At 54.9% G+C, this 14,987-nt stretch carries 19 protein-coding genes; 10 read left to right on the forward strand and 9 right to left on the reverse strand.

Features of this window, described 5'->3' with window-relative positions:
- Window positions 1-114: 114 nt before the first annotated feature.
- The 7 genes from nagB to J3R80_RS15715 are packed head-to-tail and all read right to left on the reverse strand — an operon-like array spanning window position 115 to window position 6,063.
- Window positions 115-903, reverse strand: a complete 789-nt coding sequence (nagB, locus tag J3R80_RS15685) for a glucosamine-6-phosphate deaminase (RefSeq protein ID WP_275394743.1) — start codon at window positions 901-903, stop codon at window positions 115-117.
- Window positions 900-1,814 (reverse strand): ROK family protein, encoded by a 915-nt coding sequence (locus J3R80_RS15690; protein ID WP_275394744.1) that lies wholly within the window; start codon window positions 1,812-1,814, stop codon window positions 900-902. The genes nagB and J3R80_RS15690 overlap by 4 nt, the downstream gene beginning before the upstream one ends.
- Window positions 1,815-1,818: 4 nt before the next feature.
- A complete protein-coding gene (locus J3R80_RS15695; protein WP_275394745.1) occupies window positions 1,819-2,487 on the reverse strand; it encodes an N-acetylmannosamine-6-phosphate 2-epimerase in 669 nt (222 codons plus the stop codon).
- 14 nt (window positions 2,488-2,501) lie between these two features.
- Window positions 2,502-3,776 (reverse strand): TRAP transporter large permease, encoded by a 1,275-nt coding sequence (locus J3R80_RS15700; RefSeq protein WP_275394746.1) that lies wholly within the window; start codon window positions 3,774-3,776, stop codon window positions 2,502-2,504.
- A gap of 2 nt (window positions 3,777-3,778) precedes the next feature.
- Window positions 3,779-4,246: a TRAP transporter small permease gene (locus tag J3R80_RS15705; protein ID WP_275394747.1), complete on the reverse strand. Its 468-nt coding sequence runs from the start codon at window positions 4,244-4,246 to the stop codon at window positions 3,779-3,781.
- Between the two features lie 60 nt (window positions 4,247-4,306).
- The gene (locus J3R80_RS15710; protein WP_275394748.1) at window positions 4,307-5,266 is read right to left on the reverse strand and encodes a sialic acid TRAP transporter substrate-binding protein SiaP; all 960 of its coding nucleotides are present in this window, start codon (window positions 5,264-5,266) and stop codon (window positions 4,307-4,309) included.
- Between the two features lie 47 nt (window positions 5,267-5,313).
- Window positions 5,314-6,063 carry an FCD domain-containing protein gene (locus tag J3R80_RS15715; RefSeq protein WP_275394749.1) on the reverse strand — a complete coding sequence of 250 codons (750 nt, stop codon included), beginning with the start codon at window positions 6,061-6,063 and terminating at the stop codon, window positions 5,314-5,316.
- Window positions 6,064-6,282: 219 nt separating this feature from the next.
- Here J3R80_RS15715 and J3R80_RS15720 point away from each other — a divergent pair, with 219 nt between their 5' ends.
- From J3R80_RS15720 to J3R80_RS15740, 5 genes are all read left to right on the forward strand, one after another.
- The gene (locus tag J3R80_RS15720) at window positions 6,283-7,185 is read left to right on the forward strand and encodes a dihydrodipicolinate synthase family protein (protein WP_275394750.1); all 903 of its coding nucleotides are present in this window, start codon (window positions 6,283-6,285) and stop codon (window positions 7,183-7,185) included.
- A 212-nt stretch (window positions 7,186-7,397) separates the two neighbouring features.
- Entirely contained in the window at window positions 7,398-8,288 is an 891-nt protein-coding gene (locus tag J3R80_RS15725) for a LysR family transcriptional regulator (RefSeq protein WP_275394751.1), read from the forward strand.
- Between the two features lie 373 nt (window positions 8,289-8,661).
- Window positions 8,662-9,102: a peptide-methionine (R)-S-oxide reductase MsrB gene (gene msrB / locus J3R80_RS15730; RefSeq protein WP_275394752.1), complete on the forward strand. Its 441-nt coding sequence runs from the start codon at window positions 8,662-8,664 to the stop codon at window positions 9,100-9,102.
- Window positions 9,099-9,605 (forward strand): peptide-methionine (S)-S-oxide reductase MsrA, encoded by a 507-nt coding sequence (msrA, locus tag J3R80_RS15735; protein ID WP_275394753.1) that lies wholly within the window; start codon window positions 9,099-9,101, stop codon window positions 9,603-9,605. Before msrB ends, msrA begins: the two co-directional genes overlap by 4 nt.
- 275 nt (window positions 9,606-9,880) lie before the next feature.
- Window positions 9,881-10,426, forward strand: a complete 546-nt coding sequence (locus tag J3R80_RS15740; protein WP_275394754.1) for a redoxin domain-containing protein — start codon at window positions 9,881-9,883, stop codon at window positions 10,424-10,426.
- Between the two features lie 18 nt (window positions 10,427-10,444).
- Here the strand turns inward: J3R80_RS15740 and J3R80_RS15745 are convergent, their stop codons facing one another.
- Window positions 10,445-11,020, reverse strand: coding sequence for a molybdopterin-dependent oxidoreductase (locus J3R80_RS15745; RefSeq protein ID WP_275394755.1), 576 nt, complete (start codon window positions 11,018-11,020; stop codon window positions 10,445-10,447).
- Window positions 11,021-11,186: 166 nt separating this feature from the next.
- Between J3R80_RS15745 and J3R80_RS15750 the strand changes: the two genes are divergently transcribed.
- Genes J3R80_RS15750 through J3R80_RS15770 form a run of 5 tightly spaced genes read left to right on the forward strand, consistent with a single transcriptional unit; the run spans window position 11,187 to window position 13,749 of the window.
- On the forward strand, window positions 11,187-11,714 hold the full coding sequence (locus J3R80_RS15750) for an N-acetyltransferase (RefSeq protein WP_275394756.1): 528 nt from the start codon (window positions 11,187-11,189) through the stop codon (window positions 11,712-11,714).
- 1 nt (window position 11,715) lies between these two features.
- On the forward strand, window positions 11,716-11,859 hold the full coding sequence (locus tag J3R80_RS15755; protein WP_275394757.1) for a hypothetical protein: 144 nt from the start codon (window positions 11,716-11,718) through the stop codon (window positions 11,857-11,859).
- Window positions 11,849-12,052: a hypothetical protein gene (locus tag J3R80_RS15760; protein ID WP_275394758.1), complete on the forward strand. Its 204-nt coding sequence runs from the start codon at window positions 11,849-11,851 to the stop codon at window positions 12,050-12,052. Before J3R80_RS15755 ends, J3R80_RS15760 begins: the two co-directional genes overlap by 11 nt.
- Entirely contained in the window at window positions 12,045-12,560 is a 516-nt protein-coding gene (locus tag J3R80_RS15765; RefSeq protein WP_275394759.1) for a peptide-methionine (S)-S-oxide reductase, read from the forward strand. The genes J3R80_RS15760 and J3R80_RS15765 overlap by 8 nt, the downstream gene beginning before the upstream one ends.
- Window positions 12,553-13,749 (forward strand): sodium:proton antiporter, encoded by a 1,197-nt coding sequence (locus J3R80_RS15770; RefSeq protein ID WP_275394760.1) that lies wholly within the window; start codon window positions 12,553-12,555, stop codon window positions 13,747-13,749. The genes J3R80_RS15765 and J3R80_RS15770 overlap by 8 nt, the downstream gene beginning before the upstream one ends.
- A 252-nt stretch (window positions 13,750-14,001) precedes the next feature.
- Here the strand turns inward: J3R80_RS15770 and J3R80_RS15775 are convergent, their stop codons facing one another.
- Window positions 14,002-14,967 carry a helix-turn-helix domain-containing protein gene (locus J3R80_RS15775; RefSeq protein ID WP_275394761.1) on the reverse strand — a complete coding sequence of 322 codons (966 nt, stop codon included), beginning with the start codon at window positions 14,965-14,967 and terminating at the stop codon, window positions 14,002-14,004.
- Window positions 14,968-14,987: the final 20 nt, after the last annotated feature.

A 14,987-nucleotide genomic window follows, 5' to 3' on the forward strand; every position in this document is an offset into this window, starting at 1 on the left:
GCCGTTGGACAAATCTGCAAGACGGCTCTTGTTTCCTATTGCTTCGTCCGCAACCGGGTGATGGAGGATGCACCGTCAAAGAGCACATCCGGGTGGATGCGCCGACGCGCCTCGTCAGACATCCGAAATCTCGACCTCTTGGCCAGCAGGATGAACGTGCTGGTAATAGTCCATGAGTTCGAGATCTTGCGCGGCCTGCTCGTCGATCACGACCGTCACATTCCGGTGCATTTGCAAAGCGCTGGCAGGGCACACCGCGGAAACCGGTCCTTCGATCATGGACTTGACCGCCGCGGCCTTCTCTGGGCCCGTCCCCACGATCAGACATTCATTTGAACTGAGGATGGTGCCAATACCGACGGTCAATGCGTATTTCGGGACATCTTCCAGACGATCGAAATACCGCCGATTGGCACGACGCGTATCATCGGTAAGGGTTTTGATCCTGGTGGTTGACGACAGGCTGGATGTCGGTTCGTTGAAGCCGATATGTCCATTTTTACCGATGCCGAGCAGTTGCAGGTCGATGCCCCCGACCGCTGAAATGGCATCTTCATAAGCCTGCGCCGCATCGCGCGGATCGCGCCCGTTGGATGCAGGCACGTGGGTGGAGCTTCGCGTAATGTCAACATGATCGAAAAGATGCGCATTCATGTAGGTGCGGTAAGATGCTGGGCTGTCGGACGGGATCCCCCAATACTCATCAAGATTGAACGTCGTCACGCCAGACCAAGATACGGACTGGTGCAAAGTCATCTGGATAAGATGCGCATAGACCGCTTCCATTGTTCCGCCGGTCGCAAGGCCCAGAACGCTTGTAGGCGAAAGCTGGATTTGCCTTAGAAGACGGCCCGCCGCGTCCCGTTTTGCGTCCTCTTCCGTTTCAAAGATCAGAACTTTCATGGATTTGCCTTCCTGTCGATCGCCACTGACAGAGCACCAAAAAGCGCGCTGTGTTTTCCGAGGCCTGAGTGGACAATTTCGGGGCGGAACAATGCGGGTTCATCAAGCAGGTGGGTCTTGACGAGCTCAAGATAGCCCGGGGCAAGTCCGACACCTCCGCCAAGAACAACACGTTCTATTCCCATGCTTGCCGCAAGATTGGCGCAAAGCTCGGCGATGGCCGCGCTGGATTCTTCGATCAGCTGTTGGGCCCATTCTTCTCTCGAAGCGGCGCATTCGAAAATGCGCTCAGACGTTATGCTTCCAAAGCCAAGTTCTGTTGCCTTTGCCTCGATCGCACGGCCTGAGGCGATGCTTTCAAATGTGCCCGTGCGCCCAGAGCCGCAGCGGCGGGTTCCATGCCTGCTTGTCATAAAGCCAACATGGCCGAGCAACCCATTTGGAGATTGAAGTGGAACACCGTTCAGAACGACACCCGCAGAAATACCCGTTGAAACCGTCAGATACGCGGCTGCACCCGTGCATTTCGCTGCCCCATATCGGTATTCTCCGATAGCGGCGGCCTGCGTGTCATTAAGAGCGACAACTCCGGAACCCAGATGTTGACCAAGTTTTTCCGCTAAGGGCTGTTCATCCAGATCAGTGAGAATACTCTTGTTGACGGCCGACCATAGGCCCTTTGCATCCAGTCTGCCGGCAACTGCGACACCGATCGGGTCTCCATCTTTAAAACCGATCTGTCTTGAAATGTCCGCAAGCTCAGAAACCAGTTTCAAGGGCCCGGCATTTCCATCCGTGCGACGGACAAGGACGTCCGTGACTGTGCCATTTTCAATCGCCGCAGCCGCGATTTTTGTACCGCCGAGATCAACGGCAAATCCGGTCAGTTCATCTATGGAATGTGTCGACATGTTCTTAGGTCACTTGTGAGATGGCAGCCCGAAAGAGAGCAGTGTTCACTTCCAATCGGGTCAGTGGCGTGCCGACGGTCACACAATCAGCACCTGCTTTGATTGCAGTTTTCGCAAGGTCCGGGTTTGCATACCTTCCCTCGGCCATCACGAACGCATCGAGGCGTGCAAGCTCCTCGACAAATTCAAGGTCCGGCTCTGGTCCGGAATCTGCTGTTTCATCTGTATATCCGGAAAGCGTCGAACCAACGATCTGCGCGCCATCGCGTACAGCGCCTTTCGCGTCATCCATATTTGAGCAGTCCGCCATAGCAAGGCATCCATGCTTCGCAATCTCTTCGACAATCGCGGCGCAAGAGACGGGCCGTGCGCGTGAAGTGGCATCGTAAGCGATGATGTCGGCACCAGCTTGGGCCAATGCTGCCACGTCATCCAAAAAAGGCGTGATCCGAACCGGGCTGTCCGGAAGGTCGCGCTTTACGATACCGATGATCGGAGCGGTTATGGACTTACGGGCGTGCCGAAGGTTGGCGACTCCCTGAATGCGGACACCATCTGCGCCTCCTGCAATCGCAGCTCGCGCCATCGCGGAGATTATTTCGGGATCGTCCATCGGACCACCGTCCACCGGCTGGCAAGAGACCACCAAGCCATTGCGTAACAAATCAAGCATACAGGTGCTTTCCTCTATCTCATCAGGCTGGGCAGGCCGGTGGCCAGGATCGGGAAGGTGCAAACCAGCACCAGGACAACAAGCGGTGGCACCAGCCAAGGAATGATGGCTTTTGCCAGGCGCTGGAAGGGAATATCACCAACTTGCGCAACCACGAACAAAGCCATGCCCATTGGGGGCGTAAGGATCGAGATCATCAGGTTCAGAACCACGATAATTCCAAAATGAACCGGATCGACGCCAAACCCCAACGCGACCGGGACCAGGATGGGCACAACAACCAGCAGGATGACGAGAGATTCGATAAAGGCCCCAAGCACAAAGATCATCAGATTGACGGCGATCAAGAATGTCAGCTTGTCGTCAGCAATGGTGAGAAAGAGGTTGGCAATCTGTTGGGGTGCCTGCTCTCGCGCCAAGACCCAGCCAAGAAGGCCGACGCCGGCGATGATCGTGGCGATTGCAGACGATGTAACGACGGTTTCATAGATCGCATCCCAAAGGCGTCGGAACGTGAGCTCGCGATAGAAAACCAGGTCGATAATGATGGCATAAAGAACCGTGACGGCAGCCGCTTCCGTGGGTGAGAAATACCCCGAAAAAATGCCGCCGACGATAACCACGGGTGTCAGCAAAGCAGGGAGTGACTTTACAAACAGTCCCGCGATTTCGCCGGCGGACGTCAGTTCATCTTTCGGATACTCTCGTTTTCGCGCGATGAAATAGACCATGCACATAAGTGCGACCGCGCAGAGAACGCCCGGAATAATTCCCCCAAGAAACAGCTGTCCAATCGACGTGTTCGAAATGACGCCATAAAGCACCATGGTGATTGATGGCGGAACCAAGGGGCCGATCATCGACGACGCAGCCGTAACGGAACCGGCGAATTCGTCATCATAGCCAGCCTCGCGCATGGCTTCGATCTCCATCTTGCCAAGACCGCCAGCGTCAGCCATGGCCGAGCCTGACATTCCTGAGAAGAACAGCGATGCCAGCACGTTAACGTGACCAAGGCCGCCGGTGATATGACCGACCAAAGCGCGGGCAAATCCAAAAAGATGGTGCGTGATACCGGCTGAATTCAGGATTGCGGCGGCAAGAATGAACAGGGGAACCGCCAACATGGGAAAGCTGTTAAGCCCATCTACCATGCGCTGGGTTGCGAAAGACAATCCCAAACCCGAATAGTAAAAATATCCCATCGATACCATGATCATGCCGATACCAATGGGGACGTTCATGAGGACAAGAAGGAGCCACCCGAAGACAACAAAAAGGAGTTCCATGATTACGCCCTCGTTTTGGTAAGATTAGAGATGTTTTCGACAAGACGTCTTGCAATGCGGTGGATGATCAGGATCATCGCCACAAAGGCTGATGCGTATAGAAGAGCGTCGGTCGTCGGGAGCGTTACCGTCTCGTTGTTCCAGGTTCTCAGGATCGATTTGTAGGCAATGAATACCAGATGACCGGCAATGCCGATGTAGACCAGATCAACGATTACGGCCCAGATCTTCTGAACACCTTTGGGCAGGTATTCAACAAGAAACCCCATGCTCAGATGCGTTTTGTCGCGCTCGACCGTGCCGATGCCGATAAGCGCCATCCAGACCCAGATCCAGCGTGCAAGCTCTTCTGTCCAGACGGGGCCTGCGATCAATGGGGTTCGCCCAAAAATCTGCAAAACCATCACGAAGAAAAGAATGATAAACAGAACCGAGGCAATCGAGGCTTCAAACCCGTATTTCCTGTTCATTACAAATCCCTCCCTAGACGCAGCGTTTGGAGGGGCACGAGGCCCCTCCAAGCAATCCTTTTAACGACCGCGGACCTTGGCGATCGCGCCTTCGCCAAACTCTGCTTCGAGTTCGTCGTAATACGGCTTCATGGCCTCACGGAACGGGGCGGTGTCCGGCTCGGTGATGGTCAGTCCGCGTTCCTTGAAGGTATCGACCAATGCTGCCTCGGCATCAAAGGTCAGACCATCCGAAACATCACCGCCATGGGCGATGGCTTCTTGAATCCAGCCTTTTTCTTCATCAGACAGCGAGTCCCAGGTCGATGTGCCAATTTGCATCGCCCCAGAGGCGATAAAGTGGTTGGTCATCGCGATATGGCTTTGAACCTCGTAGAACTTCATGGCTTCGATCGTCGGAAGCGGGTTCTCTTCGGCGTCAACCTGATTGGTTTGCAGGGCCAGATAGACCTCCGCAAAAGCCACCGGGGCAGGGGTCGCCCCCGTGTTTTCAGCGAAGGCAATCAGGAACGGAACGTTCGGGGTGCGCAGGCGAAGCCCGGCCATGTCATCCAGCGAATTGATGGCGCGGTTCGACGTGGTTTGGCGGGTGCCGTAATACCAGACGTCAAGCAGATGAATGTTCTGCTCGTTCATCTTGGCGGCCATTTCCTGCCCCCACGGGCCTGCGACGATTTCTTCCAGATGTGCGAAATCGTCCACAACATAGGGCGCACCGACCAGCTTCAGTTCGGGGATGATATAGGACATGTCCGGATAGCCGGTCATGACCATGTCAAGTTCGCCCGCCTGGACTTGTGCCACCATGGCCTTGAAGTCGCCCAGCGAGGACGAGGGGAAAAGCTCCACTGACAGCTCTCCGCCGGAAATCTCGTTCAGTTTTTCGGCGAATGCTTGTGCACCCTTGTAGATATTGGAGACTTCGTTGTCCTGCATGCCAAACGTAAGTGTTCTTTCAGCGTAGGCCGCACTGGACAACATCAGGGAAACGACAGTCCCGGTAACAAGTTTCTTCAGCATCAATTTTCCTCCGTGCTGTAATTGTGCGGTCCCAAATCCGCTTTGTGTCAGGTTTCCCCGACAGGGAGTGAGCTCGCGTTGAGCGACTTAGGCGCCGCAAGTCGAGATCGGTATGACCGCTCAAGATGGCTGTCGATCAGGCTTGTCGCTGGAACAACGTCTCCGCTTAGAACCGCCTCGTAGATGGCTCTATGCTCTTCGTAGACCAGCTCGTCGTGGGGCCTTCGGTCGCTGACGTTGGGCCGTTGAGCAAGCATTGTGCTCACAAACATGTCGTGAAGCTTAAGAATGATCGGGTTGCCAACCACCGCTACAATCGAACGATGGAAGGCGATGTCCGTTACAGGGAAATCCTCGGTGCCGATGGCAGCCAGATTTGCTTCAAGCGCCGTTTGCATCTTCGCGACTTGAATGTTGCTTGAATGCTCGGCCGCAACACGAACTGCGCCAGCCTCGATGAACTGCCGCATCTGCTCTAGGTGCGCGGCGCTTTCCGCATTTCCAAGAATTTCGCGAATGTGGTCTGCCGCAGACAGAAGAACATTCTCGATGGACGGAGCTGTCACTCGTGGGCGCTTTCCTCCGCCTGTTGTGACATACCCACGCAGTTGGAGTTGAGAGAGCGCCTCGCGCACCGTTGGCCGCGATGTTGAAAACTGTTCGCAGAGCTCACGTTCGGTCGGCATGGCATCGCCGGCGTTCAAAGCTCCGCTTTTGATTTGGCCAACCAAAGCATCCGCAATCTTGTCAGAGACGCGCTTAGGCTCTTCGTTGGTCGTTACATTTTCGGGCGTCATGTGTGCCCTCCTCCCGCCGATGATCTTCTGAAAACCTTACCAAACGGCGTTGAGAGGTCCAGATGATCTATCATCTCCTCATGTTTGGTATATCCAAATTAAAAAGTTGTCAAACCATACTTTACCAAATTGAAGATTTGACTTAGCATTACCAAGACTGGCTGACGTGCACACATACCCGTGACATCACGCCAACCCCCGAAAGAACATGAGGAATCAATGGCAAAATCACTTTCAGGAATGTACGCCGCGTTGTTGACCGGATTCTCAGACGACGGAGCGTTTGATGCGAATCGCCAGATTGCGATCACAGAATATGTTCTGCGCCAGGGACTGGACGGCATCTATATCGGAGGGAGCAGTGGCGAATCCGGTTTGATGTCAACCGACGAGCTGCTTGAACAGCAGCGCGTCATCGCAGGGCTGTCATCTGCCCGGCAATCCCGCGTTATTGCTCATGTTGGTCAACCAAACCTGCGCGACTCGATTGCTTTGGCAAAGCAGGCCGAATCCCTGGGCTTCGTGGCGCTTTCCGCACTGCCGCCTCATTCCTACCCATTCTCGGATGAGGAGATCTATCAATACTACGTGGGATTGGCCGCCGCGACGGATCTGCCGCTCATCGTCTACGAGGTTCCCATTCGGACGGGACGCCCCCTGCCTGTTGATCTGCTTGTGCGCATTCTCGATATCCCGAACGTGGCTGGGATTAAGTTTACGTCTACCGACCTGTTCAAACTGTCGATGCTGCAAAGAAGCCGTCCCGACAAACTCTTCTATTTCGGGTTTGATGAGATATTCATGGGCGCAGCTGCACTGGGATGCGATGGCGGCATTGGCACGACTTACAACGTAATGGGGCGGCTTTATACGCAATTGAACAAAAGCATTCAGGCTTCTGATCTGGACACGGCGCGGCAACTCCAACAGACATCTCAGAAGTTCGTCGAACTCCTGCTGGAAACCGGGGTTATGCCGGGTGTGAAAGCTGCGCTTAGATCTCTGGGCGTAGATGCGGGATATGTCAGGGCCCCACTGGTTGAGAAAGTGAGCGACGCTGAAGAACGGCTCAGCGCTTTCTTGTCTGGGTCTGAGGCGCGCGCCTGGCTTGTCACTAACTAGGTTGCCCAGGGTGGGTAGCGATACCCAGAACCAAGTCTATCACCGGCAGCCGGAACGAGTCGTCCAACCAATGCGGCACGGTCCGGCGATTAGCCGTCATTTCCAGACCCAGCAGCTTTGGAGGCGGTGGCGCTAGGCTTCTGACAAACTTGATCAAATCACATGACTCTGTGCATAAGATTGCAGGTGGTTGTCCCCTGTGAGTATGGCAAGTGGATCTTAATCAAGTCAGATACTTTCTAAACCTCGCCGAGTCGCTGAATTTTACCGAGGCGGCTCGGGTGAGCGGTGTGTCGCAGCCAAGCCTGACAAAAGCGATCCAGAGATTAGAGGACGAGTTGGGCGGGCCCGTCCTTTTTCGGGATGGAAAAGACACTCGGCTCACGGCGCTGGGGCGCGATCTTATCGTGGAGTTCATGCGCATTCAGTCCGCGCTTACGAACATCCATGAGCTCGCTGAAAACTCGATCGCGGGGCGCAGCCGTAAGATCAATATCGGTGTGGCAAGCACAATCGCTCCACGGACATTCTCGGCATTCTGGGCACACATTCTCAGGGAGTTGCCCGAAGTCGAGCTACACCTTCACCCGCTGGAACCCGGAGAGACCGAGACAGAGGTTCTGTCGGGAAAATACGACATCTGCCTGCTCACCAACCCGCCGGAGCCGAATTTCAAACTCGCAATCCAGCCGCTTTTTGAAGAACAATTGCGCCTGGCCTTGGCCAATGATCACCCGCTGTCTGATCTGGACGAGGTTTCGCAAGAACAGATGATGGAACAACCCTATATTGATCGGATTCATTGTGAATTCCGCACGCAGCTTATCAAGCATTTCATGGACCGTGATATCGTCATGCGGCCACGTTTCCAATCCGAACGCGAAGACTGGGTGCAGCAGATGGTCGCTCAGGGCGCGGGAGTTTGCACCGTGCCGGAACGGTCTTTGATTTCGAAGGGACTCGTACTGCGCCCCGTCAAAGACCTGACCTTGTCGCGGCACGTCAGCATGGTCGCGATCTCGGGCTCCGGCAACCCCCGCGAAGTCCGTGTAATTCTTGGAAAAGCCAGAGAGTTCGATTGGTCATTGCCGTCGGATAGCTGAACCGATCGGGTTACGGGACAGATCATGTCGCAAACCATTCAATTCCTGTATGGTTATGAAAATTGCCCCACGAGGCTATTGACCAAGCGCAGGCCACTTCGCCGATCCCGGCACGGTACATATATCCTTTGAAACACGAGAACGCGAAACGTACTCGTTCGCCCCTTGACCAAGGTCATCCGGGCAAAGTGTTCTTTCCGGTCGCGATCGCTGAATCCCCGTGCCGAGCCATTTGTCCGAATAGCAATGACACATGAACGAAGGCTGGCGCACCGTTGCAGGCCCTTTTGCATAAAAACTATAGCCATCAGCTATTTCACAAACAGAGATCCCATATCTATCTTTGAGCCAACGGAAGAGAAAGGAGACTGGCGTGGACTACAAGAAATCGAAAGACGCTCTCGCGCGGCTGACGTCGGAACAATACCGCGTCACGCAGGAAAACGGGACTGAACGTGCCTTTACCGGCGAGTATGACAAGCACTTCGAGCCGGGCATCTATGTCGACGTTGTTTCGGGCGAACCGCTCTTTGCATCGTCCGCCAAATTCAACTCCGGTTGCGGCTGGCCTGCGTTCTCGAAGCCTATCGACAATGTCACGGAACATCACGACGTATCGTTCGGGATGGTCCGGACCGAGGTTCGGTCAAAGCATGGCGACAGCCATCTGGGGCATGTTTTCCCCGATGGGCCTGCTGAAATGGGCGGGATGCGTTACTGCATCAACTCGGCCAGCCTTAGGTTTGTGCCGAAAGATCAGATGGAAGCCGAGGGGTATGGTGAATACCTCGATCAAGTGGAGGACAGCAAATGACTGAACGTGCCGTTCTGGCCGGTGGTTGCTTTTGGGGAATGCAAGACCTGATCCGCAAGCTGCCCGGCGTTGAATCGACCCGCGTGGGGTATACGGGCGGGGACGTGAAATTCGCGACCTATCGCAATCATGGGTCTCATGCCGAAGGGATCGAGATCATCTTTGACCCCGACAAAATCAGCTATCGGGAACTGCTGGAGTTCTTCTTCCAGATCCATGATCCGACCACGCTGAACCGGCAAGGGAATGATATGGGCACCAGCTACCGCTCGGGGATCTACTATGTCACCGACGCGCAAAAGCAGGTGGCGCTTGATACCATTGCCGATGTCGATGCATCGGGGCTTTGGCCCGGAAAGGTCAAGACCGAGGTGAAGGAAGTGGGAGACTTCTGGGAAGCCGAACCTGAGCACCAGGATTATCTGGAGCGGTTCCCCAACGGGTACACCTGCCATTTCCCGCGGTCGGGCTGGGTTTTGCCAAAGCGTCAAGTGGCGGAGTAAACGATGCCCGCGCCCCATCATCTTGTCATCTTGGGTGATGGGGCCAGCGCCGCCGCGCTGGCGGAAACCGCTTCTCTTGGCCAGGGCGATCGACTGACGATCATTGGGTCGAATGCATGGCAGTTGGGCAGAGGGCTCACATACAGAGACAGGCGGAGAGCCGTTGGCTTTGCCACTATACGACGGTCTTGTCCTTAAAAGGCTGGCGTCGGAGGCGAACGCCTCTGCCTGAAATCGTTTGGCATTGCGCCGGACAAACATCGAAAGGAGCAGATATGCAATTCGGAGGACTGCACAACAAAGCACAGGAGTTGCGAGTCAATCAATGGATCGACGCCGATGGCAACCCGATGGAGAACCCGGTGCGCCTGAGCGATCTGGGTGATGGTTACAAGATCATCTATTGCTTCCAGCACTGGTGCCCTGGCTGTCACTCGCGCGGGTTCCCGACGCTGAAATACCTGCACGATAACCTTGCCGACAAAGGTTTTGAGTTTGCTGTAATCCAGACAGTCTTTGAGGGCGCGGAAAGCAATACCTATGATAAACTGCGGGTCAATCAGGAGCAATATGGCCTGAAGATCCCGTTCGGGCATGACACGCCGCCCGAAGGCGAACGCTATCCGACATTCATGGAGGACTATCGGTCCGGCGGCACGCCGTGGTTCACGGTTATCGACCCGGAAGGGAACGTGGTTTACGCTGACTTCCGTCTTGACCCGCAGCGTTTCCTGAGAGCGCTTGGCGCGGATGATGCCGGGCCCTACGCTGAACCCGCACCCGAAAGCTTCGGGAAGTATAAGACCTTTTGTGGAACGTGAACCAAGGTCCTGGAGCGATCAGCGGTAACGCTGCACTTTCCAGGGATCACCATAGTTGTGGTATCCTAGTTTTTCCCAATAACCTTTGTAGTCGGACTGAGAAAAATGCAGCCCTCTAAGCCATTTGGCGCTTTTCCAAAAATAAAGTCGCGGCGCAACCAAACGCACCGGACCGCCATGGGCAGGCTCAAGCGGCTTGCCGTCGAATTGAGTGGCAACAATCGCCTGACCACCGGTCAGATCCCCAAGATGCAAGTTGGCCGTGTAGTCACCATCTGCTTTGGCCAGGACAAACCGTGCTTCGGGCGAAGGTTGAACAAGGTCAACCAACACGTCGATGTCAACGCCTCGCCAGACGGTGTCGAGCTTGGACCACTTGGTTACGCAATGAATGTCAGTTTTGAAGTCACGGAAGGGCAGATCATTGAGCGTTGTCCAATCCAGCACCACAGGGTTCAACACTTCGCCGTCCAAGGTCAAAGACCATTCTTCTTTCGAAGCAGTCCTTGGGGTGCCCGCCGTCATCACCGGAAATTTTTGCGTGACAATCTGGCCCGGAGGAACCCGCGGAGCCATGCTTGGGTCATTGCTCATACTGACGCCCTTTCGAAAACCAACAGAAATTCATGATGTGAAGCGAGGATAGCACTTATGAGCCTGTTCGCCGATACCACCGTTGATGCTGTTACGGCAGCCGATCCGATTGTGACCGAACTTCTGCCGACAATCTTGGCGGAACTTGGGTCGCAGGAGCCGACAGATGCATGACGTAACTCTGTTTGGCGAGGTTCGCTGCCCCAAGACACGCTTTTATCAGGCCGCACTTGACGAGCGCGGTGTGGCCTATGAAATGGCCGAAGTTGACAAGGACGCAGACGCAGCGACGCGCCTTACCGAATTGACCGGCAGTCCGACGAAGTTCCCGACCTTCGAAATAAAAGGTCGCAAAGTAAGGAATCCGAAATTGTCAGATCTCGATAAGGAACTCGCGCGTGCGGATCTCTATGATCCTGGCCTCGTGCATGATGGGAAATCCCAACGTTTTGTTCGGCATATGTCACCTTCGGACGCTTTCGTAAGTTATTCCTGGCAGGGCGACCGAATGGTTCTGGGACATATTGAGGTTGATCCCTCATTGCGCGGATCCGGTATTGGCGCGCGTTTGGCCGGGGAGGTCTTTGACGAAGTGCTTGGCCGAGCGCACGAAATTCGAGTGACCTGCCCTTTCATGCGTCGCGTCGCGGTATTGCGACCAGAGTGGCGCAGAAGATTTAATCTGGGAGACTGACATGACCGTTGCATTCGAGAACATGCGATTTGATCCTGACTTGATCGAGTTCCACAGCATAGCAAAGCAGATGGCGGCTTCAGTTGGCTATACTGCGGACTTGAGCGCATCTGGCCAGCTGGCGCGAAAGCACCATGTTCAGTGACGCGGAACGTGATGCCTTGAATTATTGCGAGGCGCTGACAGCGTATAACCTGGCGGGTTTTTCCAACTGCCACGAGCGTTTGAAAGTGCATTTTGATGATAAAGCCATCGCAGAGATTGCAGCGATTGTAATCAACATGAACCTTTGGGTGCGCCTTAAGCTTGCACAGGGTCAGGTGCCTGTTGATGTCTGAAAACGCAATATCTTTGGGTTTCGGAGGAGGATGCCATTGGTGCACTGAAGCGGTGTTTCAGAGCCTTCGCGGTGTCAGCGACGTTAAACAGGGGTTCATTTTGTCGGACCCACCGGACGACAGTTGGTCCGAAGCGGTCGAGGTCACATTTGATCCGCAAGAGATACCGCTTGAAGCCTTGGTTTCCATCCACCTGGCAACACATGCCAGTCAGGCTGACCACAAGATGCGAGGCAAGTATCGCAGCGCGATCTACAGTTCCGATGCGGAACAGAGGCGTGATATTGAAAGCAAAATCTACGACCTCTCGCGGCGAACCGGGGGTGCATTCGTGACACGTGCACTGATGCTTCGTGGTTTCAAACGCTCGGATGAACGGTTTCATGATTACTATCGGACGAACCCGGATAGACCATTTTGTCAGACTTACATTGACCCTAAGCTGGCAAAGCTTCGTGCGGGTTTTGCGCAATATTTAGAAACATCGGACACCAGAACAGATGCCTGAACTCATTCTACTGATCCTCTTGGCTTTCGTGAGTTATTCACTGCTGAGCAAGGGGATATCACGAACGATTCTGACTTTGCCGCTTTTGTTTGCAGCCTTTGGCTTAGCGTTGTCGGGCCAGATCAAATCCTCGCTGCCGCCGGAGGTGATGCACGAAGGCAAAAAGCTTCTGGCCGAAGTCACCCTGGTTTTGATCCTCTTTTCCGACGCCAGCCACGTTCGGTTTCGGCGGCTGGCAGCATCTTGGAGCATCCCGGCGCGTATGCTCCTGATCGGCATGCCACTGTCTATCGGACTTGGCGTTATCGTTGCTTACCTCATCTTTCCTGCAGCCGGGCTTGCCATGGCGCTGCTGACTGCGGCGGTTCTGACACCTACCGATGCCGCCCTGGGTCAATCGGTTGTCTCAAACCCCGAGGTGCCCGAGCGCCTGTCCCAAACCATCAACGTTGAAAGTGGGTTAAATGACGGTTTGGCGCTTCCATTTGTTCTGCTCGGTGCCATTCTCGCGTCAGCGGGTTTCGGTGAAGCCCAGACCGACGGATTGGCATTCGAGGCTATAACCGAGGTGATCCTCGGCCCCATTGCAGGCATAATTATTGGCTGGGGCCTTGCTTATGCAATGGATCGGGCCCAGAACCGCGATCTTATGAACGAAGCGGCGGGTGGCGTGGTGTTTCTTGTTGCCGCGTTTTCATCCTTCTTCCTGGCCGAACTGATCCACGGAAACGGTTTCATCGCGGCCTTTGTGGGCGGCATGGTTTTTGGCAATACTTATCGCCATGACATCCATTTCATCAGCGAATTCATGGAAGGCGCGGGGCAGATTCTGACCATGTGCGCATTCCTGGTTTTTGGAGCGATCCTGCTGCCGGACGGTCTGGCACATGCAACTGCGGGCACGGTGTTGCTTGCGCTTTGCTTTCTTACATTTGTGCGCATGGTCCCGATCTTCGTCTCGTTGACTGGCTCTGGGCTTCCTGCGCGGGAAAAGTTGTTTCTGGGCTGGTTCGGACCGCGCGGTTTGGCGTCGATCCTGTTTACGCTTTTGATGATGGATGCCTATGATTTTCCAACCGAAAACGAGCTGCTGGCCGCTGTTTCGCTGACCGTTGGCCTTTCAATCTTGCTGCACGGCATCTCGGCAACGCCTTTGGCAAACCGTATCGGGCGCATGGTGTCGAAATAGAACGCAGCAATCACGGGAACCAGAAGGGAGAGCACGCGTGAGTGATCCGTTCGAAATCGCCAAGGAGATCACTGTCGCAGCCACCTACGGCTCCGCGCGCCGAGCTCTCGTTCCCGCGGGGCGCAAAGCTTTCACGGACGGTGTGATGCGCAATCGGCCTAAATGCAGCACCATTACCGATACTTCTGCGCGTTGCGGTTAAGCTTTGCCTGATGGCTCGGGCTGAGCTGCCGGCTCAAAGGACCTTTGCTTCTACCCGTTTTGTAGAGCGGACGGATCGCGCTGGAACTCGGACGGCGTGACGCCGAATCTTGCCTTGAACAAGCGCGAAAACTGCGCTTGGTCAGCAAAGCAAAAACGGTAGGCGACCTCAGAGATCGGAAGGTCTCCTGCGGCTTGAAGGCGATCACGCGCAGCGATCAGCCTTTGATCACGAATCTGCTGACTGACTGTACCATTCACGTCTTTGAACAGGTCATGCAGATACCGCTTCGAAATTCCGCAGTTTTCAGCGATCAGATCGGGGGACAGCCCCGGGTTCTTCAGGTTGGATCTGATGAACTTTTCGACGCGGGACAGATGCGCGGCACGCACCGAAGAAAAGCTGCTTTCTTTGGCATTGGAAGTTTCGTTCAGGGCCAAGCCGAGAAGCTCTAACAAGTGACGCCCGACGGTGTCGCCGCTCGCTCCGGTAAGCATTTCGATCTGGCCCTGTGTGCTGTTCACCAAAGACGCAAAAAGGCTGGCGGTCCCTTGTGTTGCGTCGATTACTCGGGCGCAGAAACGATCGGGCTGTCTTACCCTTTCAGATAGGGCCGCCCGGCTGACTTTTAGAACGAACAGGTCGTTCGGCCGGTTGTAGTGAAAGCGATAAGGTTCATCGCCACGCTCGATTATGAAACCGCCAGGATCGCACCTTACTTCTCGACCCATTTGGCGAAACTCTACTGGCGTCACGCGTGGGAGAGTTACCAGGTACGCTTCCTGTTGCGCATCTTTGATGTGGGACTTCCGGCGCTCGTAGCAGACTGGATCTGATGCCAGCCTTGAAAGGCTTACATGGCCCAGCTGTGAACGGGTTAGTGTCCCGTCGAAATGGATCGGATCCTGAAATTGCAGCTCGAGTGGGAAGTACGACTCGGCAACCACCTCATTCCATTTACTGGATCGATGCTGCGGTTCAATATTCGATGTTGAGAAGCAAAGTCCCAAGCTCAATCGGTCCTCCCACGCTCACT

Source organism: Aliiroseovarius sp. Z3 (assembly GCF_029105185.1).
Taxonomy (GTDB): Bacteria; Pseudomonadota; Alphaproteobacteria; order Rhodobacterales; family Rhodobacteraceae; genus Aliiroseovarius.